Source organism: Halomarina salina, assembly GCF_023074835.1.
Taxonomy (GTDB): Archaea; Halobacteriota; Halobacteria; order Halobacteriales; family Haloarculaceae; genus Halomarina; species Halomarina salina.
This window is the reverse complement of record NZ_JALLGW010000002.1, coordinates 315,790-334,814: the sequence shown is the minus strand read 5'-3', so window position 1 is coordinate 334,814 and position 19,025 is coordinate 315,790. Positions and strand designations below refer to the sequence as shown.

Below are 19,025 nucleotides of genomic sequence, written 5' to 3'. Positions count from 1 at the left end.
TATAGGTTTATGTATGTCTTGGTGGTAGCGGGTCGCCGTACACGTTCGTCCTCTCATCATGAGCTCCACACGACTCCTCTCCGACGTATCCCTGCTCGACGACACGCTCGACCAGATCGACGTAGCGACGGTCTCCCTGGACGTCGACCCCGACGTTCGGTGCCTGCTCCAGAGCGTCGACCAGGTCCACAAGGTGAGCGTCCCGTTCCGGCGCGACGACGGGCGCGTCGAGGTGGTGACCGGCTACCGCGTCCAGCACAACGACGTCCTCGGCCCGTACAAGGGCGGCCTGCGGTACAGCCTCGACGTCGACGAGGACGAGTGCTCGGCGCTCGCCGTCCTGATGACGCTGAAGTGCTCGCTGCTGGACCTCCCGTTCGGCGGCGCGAAGGGCGGCGTCGCGGTCGACCCCGACGACCTGAGCGACGCCGAGCACGAACGGCTCACGCGCCGGTTCGCCGAGGAACTCCGGAAGGTCATCGGGCCGAACACGGACATCCCGGCTCCGGACATGGGCACGTCCGAGCGGACGATGGCGTGGTTCATGGACGCCTACTCGACGCAGGCCGGCGAGCCACGACCCGGCGTCGTCACCGGGAAGCCCCCCGCAGTCGGCGGGTCGCGTGGTCGCGCGGCGGCTCCCGGTCGGAGCGTCGCCATCGCGACGCGAGAGGCGTGTGACTACTACGACGTCGGCCTGGAGGGAGCCACCGTCGCCGTCCAGGGGTTCGGAGCCGTCGGACAGCACGCCGCCCGGACCCTCCACGAGTGGGGCGCTGACGTCGTCGCCGTCTCCGACGTCGACGGTGGCTGCTACGACCCGACCGGTCTCGACGTACCAGGGCTCTGCGAGGACGCCTCGTCCGGCCGCGTCAACACCGCCGGCCACCGCACGCGGATGCTCACGAACGACGAGTTGCTCGCGCTCGACGTCGACGTGCTGATTCCCGCCGCCGTCGGCGGGGTGCTGACCGAGGCGAACGCGCCGGACGTCAGAGCGTCGCTCGTCGTCGAGGGAGCGAACGGGCCGACGACGCCCGCCGCGGACCGCGTCCTCGCGGCGAACGGCGTCCCGGTCGTCCCCGACGTCTTCGCCAACGCGGGCGGCGTCACCGTCTCGTACTTCGAGTGGCTCCAGGACCGGTCGCGCCGTCGCTGGTCGCTCCCGGAGGTCCACGGGGAACTGGAGTCGAAACTGCTCGACGCGTGGGCGGAACTGGTCGCGGCGAGCGAGAGCCACGACGTCACCCTGCGCGAGGCGGCGCACGTCGTCGCCGTCGGCCGCATCGCCGACGCCATCGGCTACCGGGGCGTCTGACCGGGCAGGCGTCCCCTCTCCCCGCGGTCCGCACGTCTCAGTCGTCGAACTCGTCGACGAGCAGCCCCCAGTACAGCAGGTCGACGTGTTCCCCGCGTTCGAACGCCTCGTTGCGGTGGGTCCCCTCCTGGCTGAACCCGACCTTCTCCAGCACCCGGCCCGAGGCCTCGTTGAAGGCGAACGTGCGGGCGGCGACCTTGTTCAATCGTCGCTCGCGGAAGCCGTACCCACAGACGAGTTCGAGCGCCTCGGTGGCGTAGCCGTTCCCCCAGTGGTCGGGGTGGAAGAAGTAGCCCGTCTCGGCCAGCCCCCACCCCGGACGGAAGTCGTGGAGGCCGACGGTTCCGACGCGCTCGTCGTCCGCCCAGACGAGGAACTGTGCGTCGTCGTCGGCGCTCATCCGCTCGAACCACTCGCGTTCGGCGTGGCCGTTCGTGGGCGTGGAGGAACCGAGGTTCCGCCGGACGTCGGGGTGGTTCGTCGTCTCGCGGAGGAAGTCGAGGTCGTCCGCCTCGACGGTTCTGAGTTCGACGCGGTCGCCGCCGAGGAACGTCGCTCCGGACATGACGGAGACGAGCGCTGCCGGCGACTTAGGCGGGTCCATCCGACAGTTCGGGCTGTCGGGTCGGGCGACGGACGCGCTCGCCGCGCCCTGGCGTGGGCGGCAGTCGACCGCTCACTCGACAGTAGATTGATACGGCCGCGCGCTCCACGGGGAGGTATGTCAGGCCCTCCAGCCGACGCCGCGAACCGCGACGAGCCCGCGGCCGACCGAGTCGTCCGCGAACGCGCCGCCGAACACGACGGTCCCCTGCAGTACGACGACGTGCGCGACGCCGTCGAGGCCGAGCAGTGGGGTCGCCTCCTCGCCGACGGGACGCTCGTCCCCGACGGCGAGGGGTTCGTACTCGCCGACGAGGCAGCCGACCGGGGCTGGTCCAGCGCGGACAAGGCGGCGGGAATCGGCGCGCTCTGTCTCCTCGCGGGCTACCAGGTCGGCCCCCTGGGGTCGTTCGTCGGGTCGACGCTGAACGTCGCCCTCGGCCCCGTGCAGGCCGCCCTCCCGTTCGCGGTGGTCGTCCTCGGCCTCGCGGTCGCGACGGCCGGCGTATCCACGGCCGTCCGTCGTCGGATGGGCGGTGACGTCTCGCCACCGGACCGCGAGCGACTTCGCGACCTGGACGAGCGCCTCGACGCCGCCCGGGAACGTGGCGACGACGCCGTCGTCGAGCGACTCGAAGCGCGGAAGAAGGCGCTCGCCCGCGAGCAGTTCGCCGCGCTCAAGGCCCAGTTCCGGCCGCTCGTCTGGACGATGCTCGTCACGGTTCCCGTCTTCCTCTGGCTGTCGTGGCTGGTCGCGTCGCCCGCGGCGGCGGTGACGCCGGTCGCTCCGATGTACCCCCTCGTCGGGCGCGTCGTCTGGACGGCGCGAGTCCTCGGACCGATACAGGCGTGGATGGCGTGGTACTTCGTCTGCTCCGTCGTCGCCGGGACGACGCTCCGCCGGACGGTCGACCGCGTGGCGGCCTGAGCCGGACCGGCCCGAACCGAGCCGGCCCGAACCGAGTCGGCCGTCGACCTGGTTCGGTGCCCGCGCGAACGACAACACCGAAGTCCCGTCGCTCCCCCGTCTCGGTATGGGCGTCCCCCTCGACTCGCGGGAGGAACAGGCCGAAGCAGTCGTCGACCGGTTGCAGGAGGAGTACCCCGACTCGACCATCTCGCTCCGGTACTCGAACCGACTCGAACTGCTGATAGCGGTCGTCCTCTCCGCGCAGTGTACCGACGAACGCGTCAACGAGGTCACCGCGGACCTCTTCGAGACCTACCGAACGCCGGAGGACTACGCGAACGCGACCGAGGAGGAACTCGCCGACGCCATCTACGGCATCACGTTCCACAACAACAAGGGGAGCTACCTGCAGGGCATCGGCGAGCGCATCGTCGAGGACCACGACGGCGAGGTGCCGGACACCATGTCGGCGCTGACGGACCTCCCCGGTGTGGGGCGGAAGACGGCGAACGTCGTCCTCCAGCACGGCCACGACGTCGTCGAGGGAATCGTCGTCGACACGCACGTCCAGCGGCTCTCGCGGCGACTCGGCCTGACCGAGGAGGAGTCGCCCGAGCACATCGAGACGGACCTGCTGCCGGTCGTCCCCGAGGCGCACTGGCAGCAGTTCACCCACCTGCTCATCGACCACGGGCGAGCGGTCTGCGACGCTCGGAACCCGGACTGCTCGGCGTGCGTGCTGGCGGACATCTGCCCGTCGTCGAAGCTCGATTCGGAGGTAGACCTCGCCAGCGGCGAGCAGTGGTGAGTCGCTCGGTGACTGAGGACCGGTGACGGACGGACGGCGACTTTTCGACCCTCTGCTCAGAGAATATCGTACTGGAGGAGGAATCGTCCGATGCCGACGATGTAGGCGAGGAGCCAGAAGAGGACGTAGCCGAAGACGCCGACGCGGAGGCGTCGTCGCCAGAACCGCATGTTCTCGTCGCCGATCTCGTCGAGCAGCACTTCCTCGTCGTAGTCGTGGTAGAGGTCGTGTTCGTACTTCGCCCGGAAGATGCGGACGATTCCGGTCCCGCCGAACGCGAGCATCGCGTACGCCTGCAGGCCGAGGAAGGCGTGGACGACGGCGAGGCCGTCCCCGAACTGACTGGCCAGACGGGGCAGCATCCAGGTGACCAGCGGTACCGTCGTGAGCGCGAGTCCGGTGACGATGAACTTCAGGTGGTAGGTCAGCACGTCCCACGTCACCGCCTCGGCCTCTATCATTATCCACGCGCCGTAGAGCAGGAGGGGGAAGCTGAGCGAGACGGAGCACGCGACGAGCGTCGCGGTCTGGACCTCGCTGAGGCCGAACATACACGGGATTCGACTGGCGGGCGCTTCAGCGTGCCGGATTCCCCGTGTGGCTCGTCACGGTCCAGCCGACGGGGAGCACGCCGAGGGTGACGAACAGGGTCCGGAAACCCGCTGCGGGCGGCGTCGCAACGTCTTTAGGCCGGCCGACCCTACTCGCGCGTATGGCTGATGGGCCGTCTGCCGCCCGTTCCGACGACGAGAGCGACGCCGTCGACTCGACGGGCACCGCCGGTGACGGCGAGGCCGGACGCGAGGAGCGTCCCGCCGACAGCGCGGAGAACGCCGCAGACGACCCGCAACGCGACGAGGACGACCTCTCGGTGGAGGAACTCCGGGCGCAGGTCGAGGAGAAGTACGACTTCGACAACTTCGGCCCGCAGGACATGGAGCAGATGACCGCCCGCGAGTGGGACGCCGTCTTCGACCCGGAGTCGTGGATCACCGGGACGGAACTGCTCGACCGCCTCGAAGCCGACCTGAAGAACCGGGTGCTCGACCGGGACGTCTTCGCCCGTATCGAGCGGTTCGAGGACCCCGAGCGCCTCGTCGCGTACTCCGACGAGGGCTACGCGGTGGTCTACGGAGACGGCACCGTCGAGGGGATGGGAACCGTCCTCCGGGACGTGAAGCCCTCGGTAGCGCTCGCGTCGATGGAGGAGTACGAGGTGGCGGAGATGCCCGACGGCGAGGTGCTGCCCACGCCGCTGGAGGTGCCCGAGGGCGGCGGTGACCTGGGCCACCAGGTGCTGCAGGTCGTCGCGGCGGTACAGCTCCTGATGGGCGTCGGCCTCGTCTTCTCGCCGCTGGTCGTCGACCTGGGTCAGTCGTGGCTGGTCGCCCTCGTCGCCGGGCTGGGGTTCGTCGTCATCGGCGTCCTGCTGTTCTTCGTCGTCGCCAACGCGAGACTCTCCGACAAGTTCCGTGCGGAGGAGTACCGGAACCGCCTGCGGGCAATCGGTCTCGACTCCGACGAGCGCCCCGCGTTTCTCGACGAGCTGGAGGCCGAGGGCCGACTCGCGAACGCCGAAGACGATTCCACTGAAGACGCCGCTTGAGGCCGGTAGCGACCCTGTAGACGTGTTCGGTGGGTTTATACGAACCCGGACCGGAATTCAGATGTGCATGACTAGACGGGAATCTCTTCTGGTGGGCGGCGGCGCTGGGGCCGTCGCTGCCACCTGGTTCGCCGTCGCCCGGGCGGGTGACGACGCCGGTGGTATCGCCAGTGGCGGAGACGCCAGCGGCCGGGGCGATGGGGCCGGCCTCGTCGGCGACCGCCTGTCGAACGCGACGGACCAGACCGGTCCGACCCTCGCCGCGGGTGGTCTCCGATGAGTTCGAGCAGCAAGAGCTACGGGGACATCCACCGGTACGAACCGCCGCGCGAGTCGACCGCCGCGGCCATCGCCATCGTCCTGCTGACGCTCATCGAGATCGTCTTCGTCGGGATGTTCAGCTACGGACTGGCGACCGGGTGGGGGTTCGACGAGTTCGGGAACATGTTCCTCGGGAGCATCCTCGCGGTCATCTTCGTCGACCTCGCGTTCGTCCTCCTGCTGTACCGGAAGGAGTTCCTCCCCGACGTGATGATCGTCAAGAAGCGTCGGCGCAAGTGGGAGGACCTCTACATCCGCGAGGAGGACATGGAGGGTCGACAGATGGGCGGCAACGCGTGGGATAGCGTGAAACGAGCGGTCTACCCCTACTACAAACGATAACAATGGCAGACGACGACAAGTATCCGAGTCAGACCGGCCGCCGACGCTTCGTCAAGGGCGTCGTCGGTGCCGGAGCGCTCGCAGGCGTCGGGACTGGTGCGGCGGCGGCCCTCGGGTCCGCCACGAACCGCTCCGGGTCCGGCGGTGGTATCACGACGTTCAAAGGAATCGCCAACACCGATGGCCCCGCACCGCGCGGGATGCCCATCATCCCGGTCGACATCGCCGACGACGGCACTATCAGCGGTGTCTGGCCGGAGGTGAAGGAGGTCGAAGAGGGTGGTCAGACCATCGAGGTCGCCCAGATGGAGATGGGTGGGGTGACGTACTCCACGGAGTGGTTCCAGTACTGCGGCGTCCAGACCTACGCCGGCATCGAGCCGGGGGCCGACCAGGACAACACGTTCAAGGCGTCCGGGTCGCCGCCGCCCGCCTACGAGTGGCAGACCGAGGTGTACGAGGGCGGCGACCCGCTCAACATCGAGGACTTCTCGGACTACGAGTCCTACGCCAACAGCGTCGGTGCGGGCGGCCTCGGCAAGCCCGCGATGGCGACCTGGCGCTCCGACGGGACGGAGAACACCATCCCGGTGCAGGTGCTGCGTGCGCCACAGGTCGAGGAACTGGCCGCGAACGACCCGTTCATGGAGGCCGCGACGTCGCAGGGCGTGATGGCGTGGCTCGACAAGTGCACCCACTTCTGCTGTGTCCCCGCCTACAAGGGGTACGCGCAGTCGGCCAACTTCGGTGCCGAGAACTACGTCTACTGCCAGTGCCACCAGTCGGTGTACGACCCGTTCGAGATCGTCGAGAAGTCGTTCGTGGCGCTGCCCCGTCCGGAATAATCAAACCACTCCCACACTAGCAACACACAATGAGCCTGGAACGCAAGGACGACCACGACCACGGCGGCTGGATGAAAGGCCGCGACCTCTCGCCCGTCGAGCGGGGGTATCTCACGATGCTCATCTGGCTCGACAGGCGGCTTCGTATCGTCGACTACCTCGAGATTCTGGAGGACCTCTACTACAAGGCGAACCTCCAGATGCCGAAGAGCCACACCGAACAGTACAACCTCGACAACAAGTTCTGGTACTGGTACCCGCTGTACGCGCTCGGGTCGTTCAGTACCCTCGCGTACGTCGTCGCGGCGATAAGCGGGGCCTTACTGGGTTTCTACTACTCGCCGTCGACGGCAGCCGCCGGGTCGGAAGGGTCGGTGACGGTTGCCTACCAGTCCATCACCCTCATCATGACGGAGTTGAACTTCGGGTTCTTCCTCCGGTCGCTCCACAGATGGTCGGCGCAGGTGATGGTCGCCGCGGTGTTCCTGCACATGCTGCGGGTGTACTTCACCGGCGCGTACAAGGAACCGCGCGAACTGAACTGGATCCTCGGCATCGTCCTCATCTCGCTGACGATGGTGTTCGGGTACACGGGCTACCTGCTGCCGTGGGACCAGCTCGCGTTCTGGGCCGGGCAGATCGGCGTCGAGATGGCGCTCTCGATACCGCTGGCGGGCGAGTGGGTCGCCCAGTTGCTGTTCGGCGGGTTCTCGCTGAGCCAGTCGACGCTCCAGCGGATGTACATCATCCACGTCTTCCTGCTCCCGTTCATCGCGACGGCGCTCATCGCCGTCCACATCGGCATCGTCTGGATGCAGGGCATCGCCGAACCGCACTGATTCGGTCGCCCACTGCGTCCGGGCTACTCGGTGCTGCCGGTTCGTTTCACTCCCGTCTCGCGTCCACCACGTTCACTTCGGCCCACTGCTCTCGACTCACTACTCCGGAGTGTACGCTCCGCTCGCCCGAATCGTCGGTCCGGCCGTCATTCCGGTTCGACACCGAAGACGCGTTCGTGCCGCCACGACGGCGCGGTCCGGTCGGAACCCGACGAGAGCGGTCGACTCGTGGGGCGGCTAACACAACCTTGATACCCGGTCGGTGGCTAGCGTTTCGTAGTAATGGCGCCGAGTGACGAGACGGACGAGGAAGTCCGGGCGGACGGGACCGGTATCGTCCCACCGGACGACGAAACTCCGACGTGGAGCGACCGGAAGGCTCGCTCCCAGGGGTTGTCTCGTCTGACCTACGAGTACTTCGAACGTTCCCGTCGAGAGGACCAGGACCTTCGCACGGAGTCGAGCTACGTCGAGCGCGACGTCCTCGGCTTCCCCACGTGGCCCCACGAGATGATCCGGAATCTCGCCATCACCTCCTTCTTCACCGGGATGATGATCTTCCTCGCGGCGACGCTCCCGCCCCACATCGGGCCGCCCGCGAACCCGAGCCAGACGCCCGCAGTCATCCTGCCCGACTGGTATCTCTACTGGTCGTTCGGCCTGCTCAAGCTCGGCCCGCTCAACCCGGACCTCGCCATCCTCGGCGGGCAGAAGCTGATGGCCGACCGGACGTACGGTGTGCTGGCGAACCTCGTCGTCGTCGGCTTCATCTCCATCGTCCCGTTCCTCAACAAGGGGAGCGCTCGCCGTCCCGTCGAGCAGCCGTTCTGGGCGGCCGTCGGCGTCACGGGTGTCGTGTTCTCGTTCACCGTCGCGGCGCTGTCGGTGAAGAACCTCGCCCCGATGGACCCGCACCTGCTGTTCGACCTGACGTTCCTGCTCCCGCCGGTCGCGGGGTTCATCGCCTACGCCGCCCTCCGGACGATGCGCGAGGGCTACATGTTCGAACTCAACCGGCGGTACTACCGCCTGCGTCCGCCGAAGTGAAGTAACCGCGACTCCTCCCTCCTCCATGCCTTCCGACCCCGAACAGCCACGTCGAGACACCGACAGCGCCGACGGTGACTCGGCCGGCGGCCAGCCCACGCGAGCCGCCGATGGGGACGTCGTCGTCCCGGTCGACCTCTACAAGGTCGTCACGGTGTTCTCGACGCTCATCGCCGTCACGTTCGTCGTCCTCGGGTTCCTCTTCCTCGACGCGGCGACCGGCGCCGTTCGACGGGTCTCGCTGCTCGGCTGGGTGGTCGGCCTCGCCGTCTTCGCCGCCTGCTACCTCGGTTACATGAGCGTCCGCTCCGGCGCGCGGACCCTCGAACGACTGCTCGTCGGTGCGGTGCTGTTCTACCTCGTGGCTGCGGGCGTCCCGACGCTCGTTCCCGGCGTTCCCGTCCTGATTCGGGAGGCCCTCGCCGCGGCGTCGCTGTCGGACGTCCAGTTCCAGGCGCTGTTCGGCGTCGCGGGACTCGCACTCATCGGCGTCGGTGCGGGCGTCTACATCCTCGGGACGCGGTTCCGCACAGAGGGAATGGGAAACCCTAAAGACGACGCTGACCAACGGTCCGACAATGGCTGACGAGTTCATCAAGGGGTTCACGCTGTTCATCGTCTGCGGCCTCCTGTGGATGGTGCTGGCCGGGTGGTACAACACGGCGGGGTTCGAGGCGACCCAGCTGACGGCCGCTACGACCGGCTCCGGCTCGGTCTACGACCAGATCGGTTACATCCTCCGCGACGGCTTCATGTGGGCCGCTATCATCGGCCCGCTCACGTTCTGGCTGTTCATCCCGCTCGGTCGGGCGATGCGCGGCCGCGTCAACAACTGACCACACTCTCCTCACTCGTCTCGCTCGCTCGTCGAGCGACGGCTGTCGTCGCGGTGCGGTGACCGGGGTCGGCGCACGGGATCGAACCTCTGGCCGTCGACTTCTCCCACGTGGTCGGCCTCTGCATAGCTGTCTCTGCGTAGCTGGCGAGTGCTGCGTAGTAGCGGCAGTGAGTGCTACGTCGTGGTGACGGCGAGTGCGAGGTAGTGTTGGCGGCGAGTGCGGCGTAGAACCGGACCCGAGCAGTCGTCGGCACCGCGGCGCGAGGCCGTTCGTCCGTCGATGGCGCTCCGGGCTGAGGGTGTGGACGGCTCCGACAGAGCGTGCCGATGCGCCGGTGGCTCCGGGAGCGTGACGCGCAGAGAAACCGTGGAGGGCGGTGGTCGGCCGCGGTCGACTGGGTCGCGGCGCGCGCGGTCAGACGACCTGCGACCAGAACGGCTTGACGAACTGGAACAGCGTGAGGTAGCTGATGTACATGAGCACGAGCACCGACGCGGCGATGGCGGCGTTCGGTCGGTCGATACTGAACTCCTGGCGAATCTCGACCAGTCGCGACTCGAACTCGAACAGGTCCGTGATGACCATCCCGACGACGAGGATGGAGAGCACCGTCCCCGCGTGGAAGTGGACCGTCGCGTAGTAGAACGACAGCACCACGAGGAGGAAGTTCGTCGCGACGCGGAGACCGCTCCGCGAGACGGAGTCGATTCCACCGTCGCGTGCGTCACTGACGATGGAGCGGTACTCGAGCGCTCTGGCCACCATGTTGACGAGCACCAGCACGAGGATGAGGAGTGCGACGTACGGTCGGAGGACCGCGTCGACCACGCCGAACAGCGAAGCGAACCCTTCCATACTCTACACCCCGTGACACACCCATTAGAGCCTTTCCAAAATCAGCGCCACTCGGGACGGACGAAGCGCACGACGCCGTCCGGCCGGACGCGGACCGGTTCGCCCGGCGTCACCGCCCCGACGCGGTCGGTGTCGGCGAAGCAGTCGACGGGGGCGTCCTCGCGTTCGACGCGGAGCGTCGTCTCCGTGCTGGGGAGGACCCAGTGGTCGGCTCCGATGGCGAACGGGGCGATGGGGACGGCGACCAGCGAGTCGGCGTCGGCCGTGAGCACCGGGCCGCCCGCGGCGTGGGCGTAGCCGTGACTCCCCATCGCCGTCGCCAGTACCACCCCGTCGGCACGGAAGCGGTCTACCTCCTCGCCGCCGCTGTGGACCGAGTACTCCGAGATGCGGGCGGGGTCGGCGGTGACGAGCGTCACGTCGAACAGCGCCCGCGTCCGCTCCGCGCCGCACTCGACGGTGACGAGCGGCTGTGTCGTCGTCGAGAACTCGCCCGGCGTCAGCGCGCTAACGAGGTCGAGGGCGACCGAGCGTGGGACGGAGTGCGGTCCACCGACGTCGACGGCGAGGATGGGTGCGTCGGTGACGGGAGCGACGCGTGAGAGCGCCGCCTCGCCGACGGCGACGACCACGTCGGCGTCCGGGGTGTCGACGAGCGCGCCGGCGTCGTCGACGGCTGCCGAGAGCGACGGGACGTCGCTCCCGTCCGCGGACGAGCGACCGTCGGGGGTAGCCTCGTCGCCGACGACGGCGAAGCGAGCCTCGCCGCTCGGGCGGACCTCCGTCCCCTCGTCGTTCATGTCGTAGTCGTCGGGTGGGGTCGGCAAAAGCCTACGGTAAATCCCCGGTGATTCGCATCCCCTCGGCCTTGTCCTCGCGTTCCAGGGCGTCGACGATGTCGTCGCGCGACTGGCGAGCGACGGTGGTCTCAGCGTCGGCCAGTCGGACCGTCAGGTCGGTCAGCAGGATGGCCTGCTCGCGGAGGGTCCGCTGCTCCAGTTTGTCGAGCGTGTCGGCGCGCGTGTGGCCCCAGCCGCGGCCGCGCTCGCCGCTCTCGCTGGCGACGTGGTAGGCCGGGACCCCGCCCGCGACGACGTACGGCCAGTGGTCGCTGTGGGGTCCCTGCTGGGGGTTGGTCTCGATGGGGTGGTCGAAGTGCTCGGCGGTCTCTCCGAGCACCGTCTCCAGGTCGTCGAACCCGTGGGTGTGGGCGGTGAGCGTCCGTCCCTGGAGCACGCCGTCGCAGTTGACGATGGCCTTCACCGCGTCGAGGTCCGACTGCTCGGCGTCGTACTCCGACCCGACGAGACCGACCTCCTCGGCTCCGAACGCGACGAACCTGACCCTCGTATCGAGTTCGGATTCGCGCATCGCAAGCGCGTTCGCGAGTTCGACGACCATCGCCGTCCCCGCTCCGTTGTCCATCGCGCCCTCCGCGATGTCGTGAGCGTCGACGTGGCTGGTCACGAGCACCTCCTCCTCGGTGTCGGGGCCGAGGGTCGCGTGGACGTTCTGGCTCGTCGCCGTCTCGTACTCGCAGTCGACGCTCACCGTGACGGACTCGCCCTCGAACCGGCGGAGCAGTCGCGCGCCGAGTTCGCTGGAGACGCCGATGGCGGGGACCTCGCCGATGGGTGCGTCGGCCGTCCCGACGCTGCCGGTCGGCGCGAGACAGCCCTCGACGTGGTTCCGGAACACGAACGCCGCCGCCCCCGCCTGGGCCGCGCGGTAGTACTTCTCGCGACGGTGGATGAACCGCTCGTAGTGGTCCGGGACCGTCGAGGAGCAGACGACTATCCTCCCGTCGAGGTCCGCGTCGAAGTCCTCCGGCAGGCCGTAGCCGAGGTCGACGAGTTCGCCCGTCGCCTCGCCCGCGGGCGACCGCGGCAGCGCGAGACAGTCCCACGTCCGTTCGGGGGCGACCGTCTCGTCTCCCGCCGCGATACTGCTCGTCCCGCGCGTCCAGCCCTGAATCTCGAACTCGTCGAGGTGTGCGTCGCGTGCCCCCGCTGCGTCGAGGGCGTCGCGGGTGGCCTCGGCCGCCCGCCGCTCGCCGTCGCTCCCGGCCATCCGGTCGCCGATGTCGACGAGCGTCTCCAGGTGGTCCCACCCGCGCCGACTCGTGAACGTCGCGCCGATCCAGCTATCGTCGGTCATGGCCGGAGTCCGTCAGGACCGCACCTAACCGTTGTGTCCTGTGGTCGCTCGGCGCACACCTCGTCGAATGGCGAGACTTTTTGCTACGCGCCCGACAGTGTGGGACAGTATGCGGGACGTACTCGACGAGTGGCGACCTGTGGTCGACGAGGAGATAGCACGTCTCCTCCCTCCCGAGGTCGACGAGCCGTATCTCTCCGACTTCTTCGGCGACCCTACCTACGAGTACGACCCGGCGGCCATCCAGGAGGCGCTGGCCGACCCCATCTGGGACCTGCTCGAACGCGGCGGGAAGCGGTGGCGGGCGGTCCTGTTCCTCCTGTTCGTCGACGCCTTCGGCGAGGACCCCGAAGAACTCCTGCCGTACGCCTGCATCCCCGAGATTCTCCACAACGGTACCATCATCGTCGACGACGTTGAGGACGGCGCGGAGATGCGGCGCGGGGGCCGCGCGCTCCACCTCGACCACGGCGTCGACGTCGCACTCAACGCCGGGAACGCGATGTACTTCCTGCCGCTGAAGATCATCACGCGCAACCCCGGCGACCTCGACGCCGAGACGCGGCTGGCGGCCTACGAGATGCTGATGTACGAACTCAACCGGACGCATCTCGGCCAGGGGATGGACATCTGCTGGCACAACCACGAGCGCATCACCGTCGGCGAGACGCAGTACCTGGAGATGTGCGCGTGCAAGACCGGCTGTCTCGGGCGCATCGTCGCCCGTCTCGCCGCCATCGTCACGGGCCAGGACGAGGAGACCGAACTCGCCGTCGCCAACTACGCCGAGAAGATGAGCGTCGCCTTCCAGATAGCCGACGACGTGCTCGACATCGAGACCAGCATGGAGGCGGGCGGCGACTTCGGCAAGGCCGCGGGCAACGACATCCTGGAGGGGAAGAAGACGCTGGCGACCATCCACGCCGCCGAGCACGCCTCGGCCGAGCAGGTCGCCCGCATGGAGGAACTGCTGTGGGCCGACGACAACACGCCCGCCGAGATAGCGGAGGTCGTCGACATCCTCACCGAGACGGGGAGCGTCGACTACGCCCGTCGGCAGGCGCGGTCGCTCTCCGACAGCGCGCTCGACCACCTCTCGTCGGTCGACCTGCGACCGGAACCCGCCGACCAGTTGGCGAACTTCGCCCGGTTCGTCGTCGAGCGGGAGGTCTGAGTCGCCGGTTCGAGTCCGGAGACCCCCGCGGGCCGCCGGAGACGCACGACTCATAGGGGCGACGACCGACGACCGGGTATGGCTGCGACCGAGTTCGACTTCGACCTCCTGCGTGAACTGACCGAGGAGCGCGGCGTCCCCGGCTACGAGGACCGCGTCCGCGACATCGTTCGCCGCGAACTGACCGAGACGACCGACCGCGTCCGCACCGACGCGATGGGCAACGTCGTCGGGACGCTGGACGGCGACAGCGACTACTCGGTCGCCGTCGCCGCCCACATGGACGAGATCGGGTTCATGGTCCGCAACGTCCAGGAGGACGGCTTCCTCCAGCTCGACGCCCTCGGCGGCTGGGACCCCCGCGTGCTGCGCGCCCAGCGCGTCACCGTCCACACTGAGGGCGGCGACCTGACGGGCATCATCGGGTCGACGCCGCCCCACACCGGCGACGGCGAGGAGAGCGACCCCGAGGTCTCGGATATCTACGTCGACATGGGAATGGACGCGGACGCGGTGACCGAGCGCGTCAGCGTCGGCGACCTCGTGACGATGGACCAGACGACCGAGCGCGTCGGCGACCTCGTCACGGGGAAGTCGCTCGACGACCGCGTCTGCGTCCTCCAGCTGCTCGAAGCCGCCCGCCGAATCCAGGACCCCGCCGTCACTATCCACTTCTGTGCGACCGTCCAGGAGGAGATCGGTCTGCGCGGTGCGGAGGCGCTGGGCGTCGACGTCGACCCTGACCTCGCCATCGCGCTCGACGTCACCGTCGCCAACGACGTCCCCGACTACGAGGCGGGCGACGAGGTGACCGAACTCGGCGAGGGTGCTGCTATCAAACTGAAGGACTCCTCGGTCGTCACGAACCCGAAGGTCAACCGCCGGATGCGCGCGGTCGCCGACGAGGCCGACGTCCCGTACCAGCTAGAGGTCCTCCCCGCGGGCGGCACCGACACCGCCGGCTTCCAGAACTCCTTCGGCGCGAAACCCGTCGGGGCCATCTCCATCCCGACGCGCTACCTCCACACCGTCACCGAGAGCGCGCACGTCGACGACATCGCCGCCGCCATCGACCTGCTGACGGCGGTGCTGGAGAGCGAGACGGGCGAGGAAGACTACACGCTCTAGCACGTTTTTCTTCGTCGGGTGCGCTCGCTCACTCGCTTCGCTCGTTCGCTCGCACACCACTCCTCGAAAAACCTGCACTGAAAAAGTCGAGTTCGAGCGCGACGCGCTCGAACTCGGTGAACCGCGCTCGCATTGCTCGCGCGGACGCTGTGTTCGCTGCCTCTCGATGCGTCTCTACGACCCGCTGGCGTTCCCGGCCTGCAACTGCGACTGATTCACCTCGTAGACGGTGACGCCCTCGAACTGTTCGGCGACGGTCACCCCCGGAACGGTCTCGAAGGTGACGTCGTCGCCGTAGCGGTCACGCTCGGTCGGGCCGACGTAGACGTAGTCCACCTCGTACTCCGCGAGCAGTGCGGCGCGGCGTTCAGGGCCAGCCTGGAATATCGCGTCGGCGTCTGCGGCGCGGGCGCGGTAGGTCTCCTCCCCGCGGTAGCCGATCTCGTGCGCCCACCCGGCGACCGACATGTGGCCGGTGAGGCTGGATTCGGGGTTCGTCCAGCGGTAGAGGCCCCAGCCGGGGGCGGCGGCGATGGTGACCTGCCCCGGCTTCTCGTCGAGCCAGTCGATGGCGGCGGCCTCGTCTGCGTGGTAGTTCGCGACGAACTGCGTCGCGTCGAGCGTCGGGTCCTCTGGGACGTACAGCTCCTGTGAGTCGGCGTCGTAGTAGCCCGGTTCGGCGGTGAAGTGGTCGGTCATGGCGAGGCCGCCGTACAGCGACGTCGAGAGGACGACGAGGACCGCGAGCACCGTCCCCGGTCGAACGTGCTCGAACGAGGCGCGGTCCGCGCTGGCGAAGTCCGCGAGCGACGGGGCGGGCGTCGTCCGGGCGACGAGGGTCGCCAGTGCAGCGCCCGCCGCCGGTGCCCAGAGTACCCAGACCTGCATGTACGTCTTGAACACCGTGTTCATCCGGCCCGGCCCGGCCTCCTCCTGCAGGTACACCAGGTCGACGAGGACGACGACGCCCGTCGCCGCGAGGACGAGCACGGTGGCGAAACTCGTCTCCAGCCCGGAGCTGCGACGCGCGCGCAAGAGGAGCCACGCGGCGAGCGCGAGTGGGACGAACAGGCCCAGCACCGCCGCGCCCAGCAGCCAGGCGACGAGGCACACGCCCAGCCACGCGACGAGGAGCGCGGCGACGCGACCCGTCCCGAGGTCCAGCACCCCGCGTGCCCGGCCGACGAGGTACGGGACGAACACGAGGAGGAACGCGCCGTGGACGACGAGCAGGCCCCACAGCGAACTCCGGTTCTCGACGAGTTCGACCGACCGCCCGCTCGCCGCGCCCGACCAGAAGGAGATCGAGGCGACGACCGCGAGGAGGCCGAGGACGGCCGTGACGACGAGCGCACCGCCCGTCCACCGGAGTTCGGTCCGCGTCCACGCGGGGAGCGACCGGCGGACGCGCTGGAGTCGTCCCTGCGAGAGCGGCGACGGTTCGCGGCCGCCGAACCGCGCCGAGAGGAGCGTGAGCGGGTCGCTCGGGGCGAAGGCGACGGCGAGCCACGCCACGCCGAGGACCGTCGGGAACGACCACGTGTTGACGACGGCCAGCAGCGCCGCGTCGAGTGCGACGAGCGCCAGGAGGCCGCGTCGTCGCCACCGGTTCGCGTCGGGCGTCCGGTAGTAGGAGAGCGCGAGCGTCGCCCCGAGGAGCATGAACGGCGTGCTCATCATGTGGGCGTGCAGGTCGCCGTTGAGGAACGCGAACAGCGGGAACTCGTTGATGGTGCCGGGGATGACGCGGCTCGCGCCCCAGTAGGTGAACTCCGAGAGCGGCGCGGTGAGGCTACCGCCCCAGTTCTCGGGGGACGCACCGACGAGGCCCGCGAGCGAGGCGACGACGGAGTTCGGGAGCACGTCGAACAGCGCGCGGACCGGCGTGGCGAGGTTGCTGGCGACGGCGACGAAGAACGCACCGAACGCCGACGCGGTGGTCCGCGAGGCGGGCAGGTCGTCGGCGAGCGCGCCCGCCAGCCCGTACGCCGCGGTGACGAGCATGGCGTAGAACCCAGCGAGCGCGAGGTTGTAGGCGTAGCGCGGCGCGGTGAACGTCGCCTTCGTCAGCATCGCGGCGAGCATGTGCCCGCCGTAGTAGTACTGGACACGTTCGCCCGCGAACCACGGGTCGAGCGGCGGCAGGCGGTCGGCGCGGAGGAGCGCCTTCAGCAGCGAGAAGTCGAGGAACTTCTCGCCGGCGGTCGGGTGGACGGCCGGGTCGACGGCCCGGACGGCGACGAGGAAGAGGAACGCGAGCGCGAAGACGAGCGCCGTCTCGACTGCGACGCGGGTGTCGGGGCGAGCGCCCGAGCGGACCGCCAGCGCGGACGCACCGAGCAGGACGGCGAGGCCGGCGAGGATGGCGGGCCACCCGAAGGCGACGTAGCCGACGACCCAGCCGACGAACCCGACGAGGAGCAGCGCGGCCGGGATGGCGACGCCCGCGCCGCGGTCGGCCAGTGTCGGGCAGAGCGCGGCGACCAGCGGGAGGCCGACGGCGAAGAGGGCGAGGTACGCCGCGAGCCACAGGAGAACGAGGCCGACTTCCATGTTCCAGCGACGGGTGGGCGGGGCTAAACCTCTTGTGTACTCCTCGTAGCGGCGACGAGCCGTTCCAAACTGTTTTTACCCGCTGACCGATTCCGACTGCGTATGTCGTCCGTCGGTCTCGTCGTCCCCGCCTTCAGACCAACCGTCGAGCAGCTCTCGGCCTACGTCGAGGCGCTGGACGAGCGACTCTCGCCGGCGGCGATCCGTATCGAACTCGACGACCCCTCCGAGGCGACCCTCCACGCGCTCGACGCCCTCGACTCGCTGCCCGCGACGGTCAACGCCGTCCCGTACCGGCGCGGGAAGGGCGCGGCCATCACCAGCGGTTTCGAGCACCTCGACACCGACGTCCTCGCGTTCGCCGACGCCGACGGCGCGACCCCCGCAGCGAGCGTCGAGGCCGTCGTCGCGCCGTTGCTCGACGGCACGGCCGACATCGCGGTCGGGTCGCGGCGCCACCCCGACGCGACGGTCGTGAGCCACCAGACGCACGCTCGCCGACGGATGGGCGACGCGTTCGCGTGGCTGGCCCGCGGACTGCTCGACGTCGACCTCTACGACTTCCAGTGCGGTGCGAAGGCCATCACCGCCGAGGCGTGGGGCGAGGTTCGAAAACACCTCTACGAACCCGGATTCGCCTGGGACGTCGAGTTCATCGCGATGGGCGGCGCGCTCGGCTACCCGCTCGTCGAGGTGCCCGTGACGTGGCACGACCAGCCGAACTCGACGGTCGCACCGGTCCGCACGGCGACGGAGATGGCTCGTGCGCTGTTCGTCGCGCGCCACCGCGCGCTCCGACTGCAGGACCACCGCTTCCACCGGGCGTTCCCCGAGACCACGACGGCGCTCGTCGACCGGGACTCCAGATGAACCGCGACACGCTGTCGGCGCTGCTCTCGGGGGTCCGGTTCAGCAAGTTCGTCTCCGTCGGTGCCGTCGGTGCGGTCTTCGACCTCTCGGTGACGTTCCTCCTCACGCTCCAGTTCGGCGTCGCCGACGAGGTGGCGAAGGTGATCGGCGCGGAGGTAGCCATCGTCATCATGTTCTTCATCAACGAACACTGGACGTTCGCCACCGAGGGCGAGGACGGCGTCCTCCCGACGCTCGGCCGCCTGCTCAGGTCGAATCTGGTGCGGAGCGGCGGCGTCGCCGTCCAGTTCCTCGTCGTCTGGTCGCTCTCGCGGCTCCCCATCTCGATACCCGTCTTCGGCGTCGACCTCTGGACGTTCGTGCCGCCCCCGCTCGCCATCGGACTCTCGATGCTGCTCAACTACGTGCTGGAGAGCCTGGTCACGTGGCGGGTCACCGCGGAGGCCTGAACGACCGCTCGCTCTCCCGCGGTATCGCATGACGTGGCGGTCATCGAATCACAACCCTTACTAAGCAGCCTCGGGTATCAGAAGACAGCGGGATGGGATAGCCAGGAGATTCCGCCGGGCTCATAACCCGGAGATCGGTAGTTCAAATCTACCTCCCGCTATGTTCTGACGGCACACAACGTGAACGACGAGCGGAGCGAGTCGTGAGCCGTGTGCCGTCGAAATCGCCCGGAGTAGATTGGAAGCAGGGAGCGAGCGTCGCGAGCGACCGAGGTTCGAATCTACCTCCCGCTACTTCTACTGCGAACAACGACGAGGAGCGACGCGATGCGTCCTGTGGGCGAAGTCCCGCCGCCAACGG

21 protein-coding genes and 1 tRNA gene are annotated in these 19,025 nt (G+C 68.7%); 16 read left to right on the top strand and 6 right to left on the bottom strand.

Features of this window, described 5'->3' with window-relative positions; genetic code table 11:
* Nucleotides 1–58 precede the first annotated feature (58 nt).
* Entirely contained in the window at nt 59–1,318 is a 1,260-nt protein-coding gene (gene gdhB / locus MX571_RS17500; RefSeq protein WP_282594682.1) for a glutamate dehydrogenase GdhB, read from the top strand.
* A 37-nt stretch (nt 1,319–1,355) separates the two neighbouring features.
* Here the strand turns inward: gdhB and MX571_RS17495 are convergent, their stop codons facing one another.
* The gene (locus MX571_RS17495; protein WP_247419124.1) at nt 1,356–1,883 is read right to left on the bottom strand and encodes a GNAT family N-acetyltransferase; all 528 of its coding nucleotides are present in this window, start codon (nt 1,881–1,883) and stop codon (nt 1,356–1,358) included.
* A gap of 156 nt (nt 1,884–2,039) precedes the next feature.
* Between MX571_RS17495 and MX571_RS17490 the strand changes: the two genes are divergently transcribed.
* Nucleotides 2,040–2,849 (top strand): DUF106 domain-containing protein, encoded by an 810-nt coding sequence (locus MX571_RS17490; protein ID WP_247419122.1) that lies wholly within the window; start codon nt 2,040–2,042, stop codon nt 2,847–2,849.
* Nucleotides 2,850–2,955: 106 nt separating this feature from the next.
* Complete coding sequence (nth, locus tag MX571_RS17485) at nt 2,956–3,639, top strand: endonuclease III (protein WP_247419112.1); 684 nt, start codon at nt 2,956–2,958, stop codon at nt 3,637–3,639.
* 56 nt (nt 3,640–3,695) lie between these two features.
* Here the strand turns inward: nth and MX571_RS17480 are convergent, their stop codons facing one another.
* Nucleotides 3,696–4,190: a DUF7321 family protein gene (locus tag MX571_RS17480; RefSeq protein ID WP_247419108.1), complete on the bottom strand. Its 495-nt coding sequence runs from the start codon at nt 4,188–4,190 to the stop codon at nt 3,696–3,698.
* A gap of 161 nt (nt 4,191–4,351) precedes the next feature.
* Between MX571_RS17480 and MX571_RS17475 the strand changes: the two genes are divergently transcribed.
* The 8 genes from MX571_RS17475 (at nt 4,352) to MX571_RS17440 (ending at nt 9,475) form a co-directional block, all read left to right on the top strand.
* Complete coding sequence (locus MX571_RS17475; RefSeq protein ID WP_247419107.1) at nt 4,352–5,245, top strand: DUF7319 domain-containing protein; 894 nt, start codon at nt 4,352–4,354, stop codon at nt 5,243–5,245.
* Between the two features lie 67 nt (nt 5,246–5,312).
* A complete protein-coding gene (locus MX571_RS17470) occupies nt 5,313–5,525 on the top strand; it encodes a hypothetical protein (RefSeq protein WP_247419106.1) in 213 nt (70 codons plus the stop codon).
* The gene (locus MX571_RS17465) at nt 5,522–5,908 is read left to right on the top strand and encodes a DUF7318 family protein (RefSeq protein WP_247419105.1); all 387 of its coding nucleotides are present in this window, start codon (nt 5,522–5,524) and stop codon (nt 5,906–5,908) included. Before MX571_RS17470 ends, MX571_RS17465 begins: the two co-directional genes overlap by 4 nt.
* A gap of 2 nt (nt 5,909–5,910) precedes the next feature.
* Entirely contained in the window at nt 5,911–6,753 is an 843-nt protein-coding gene (locus MX571_RS17460) for a Rieske (2Fe-2S) protein (RefSeq protein ID WP_247419104.1), read from the top strand.
* Nucleotides 6,754–6,782: 29 nt separating this feature from the next.
* A complete protein-coding gene (locus tag MX571_RS17455; protein ID WP_247419103.1) occupies nt 6,783–7,592 on the top strand; it encodes a cytochrome b in 810 nt (269 codons plus the stop codon).
* 282 nt (nt 7,593–7,874) lie between these two features.
* Nucleotides 7,875–8,639, top strand: a complete 765-nt coding sequence (locus MX571_RS17450; protein ID WP_247419102.1) for a cytochrome b family protein — start codon at nt 7,875–7,877, stop codon at nt 8,637–8,639.
* Nucleotides 8,640–8,664: 25 nt separating this feature from the next.
* Nucleotides 8,665–9,225 carry a DUF7315 family membrane protein gene (locus tag MX571_RS22930; RefSeq protein ID WP_247419101.1) on the top strand — a complete coding sequence of 187 codons (561 nt, stop codon included), beginning with the start codon at nt 8,665–8,667 and terminating at the stop codon, nt 9,223–9,225.
* The gene (locus tag MX571_RS17440; RefSeq protein WP_247419100.1) at nt 9,218–9,475 is read left to right on the top strand and encodes a DUF7314 family protein; all 258 of its coding nucleotides are present in this window, start codon (nt 9,218–9,220) and stop codon (nt 9,473–9,475) included. The genes MX571_RS22930 and MX571_RS17440 overlap by 8 nt, the downstream gene beginning before the upstream one ends.
* Before the next feature lie 417 nt (nt 9,476–9,892).
* Here MX571_RS17440 and MX571_RS17435 read toward each other — a convergent pair whose 3' ends face one another.
* The 3 genes from MX571_RS17435 to MX571_RS17425 are packed head-to-tail and all read right to left on the bottom strand — an operon-like array spanning nt 9,893 to nt 12,490.
* Entirely contained in the window at nt 9,893–10,333 is a 441-nt protein-coding gene (locus MX571_RS17435; protein WP_247419098.1) for a DUF7313 family protein, read from the bottom strand.
* A gap of 41 nt (nt 10,334–10,374) precedes the next feature.
* Nucleotides 10,375–11,133, bottom strand: a complete 759-nt coding sequence (locus MX571_RS17430) for an NAD(+)/NADH kinase (RefSeq protein ID WP_247419097.1) — start codon at nt 11,131–11,133, stop codon at nt 10,375–10,377.
* A 31-nt stretch (nt 11,134–11,164) separates the two neighbouring features.
* A complete protein-coding gene (locus MX571_RS17425; protein ID WP_247419096.1) occupies nt 11,165–12,490 on the bottom strand; it encodes a M28 family peptidase in 1,326 nt (441 codons plus the stop codon).
* Between the two features lie 109 nt (nt 12,491–12,599).
* Between MX571_RS17425 and MX571_RS17420 the strand changes: the two genes are divergently transcribed.
* Both MX571_RS17420 and MX571_RS17415 read left to right on the top strand, forming a co-directional pair.
* Nucleotides 12,600–13,664 carry a polyprenyl synthetase family protein gene (locus MX571_RS17420; protein WP_247419095.1) on the top strand — a complete coding sequence of 355 codons (1,065 nt, stop codon included), beginning with the start codon at nt 12,600–12,602 and terminating at the stop codon, nt 13,662–13,664.
* A gap of 78 nt (nt 13,665–13,742) precedes the next feature.
* Nucleotides 13,743–14,792 (top strand): M42 family metallopeptidase, encoded by a 1,050-nt coding sequence (locus MX571_RS17415; protein ID WP_247419094.1) that lies wholly within the window; start codon nt 13,743–13,745, stop codon nt 14,790–14,792.
* A gap of 174 nt (nt 14,793–14,966) precedes the next feature.
* Here the strand turns inward: MX571_RS17415 and MX571_RS17410 are convergent, their stop codons facing one another.
* Nucleotides 14,967–17,345, bottom strand: coding sequence for a DUF2298 domain-containing protein (locus MX571_RS17410; protein ID WP_247419093.1), 2,379 nt, complete (start codon nt 17,343–17,345; stop codon nt 14,967–14,969).
* Between the two features lie 102 nt (nt 17,346–17,447).
* Here MX571_RS17410 and MX571_RS17405 point away from each other — a divergent pair, with 102 nt between their 5' ends.
* From MX571_RS17405 to MX571_RS17395, 3 genes are all read left to right on the top strand, one after another.
* Nucleotides 17,448–18,215 (top strand): glycosyltransferase, encoded by a 768-nt coding sequence (locus tag MX571_RS17405; RefSeq protein ID WP_247419092.1) that lies wholly within the window; start codon nt 17,448–17,450, stop codon nt 18,213–18,215.
* Nucleotides 18,212–18,664, top strand: coding sequence for a GtrA family protein (locus tag MX571_RS17400; protein ID WP_247419090.1), 453 nt, complete (start codon nt 18,212–18,214; stop codon nt 18,662–18,664). Before MX571_RS17405 ends, MX571_RS17400 begins: the two co-directional genes overlap by 4 nt.
* 86 nt (nt 18,665–18,750) lie before the next feature.
* Nucleotides 18,751–18,825: transfer RNA gene (locus MX571_RS17395), tRNA-Met, on the top strand.
* Nucleotides 18,826–19,025: the final 200 nt, after the last annotated feature.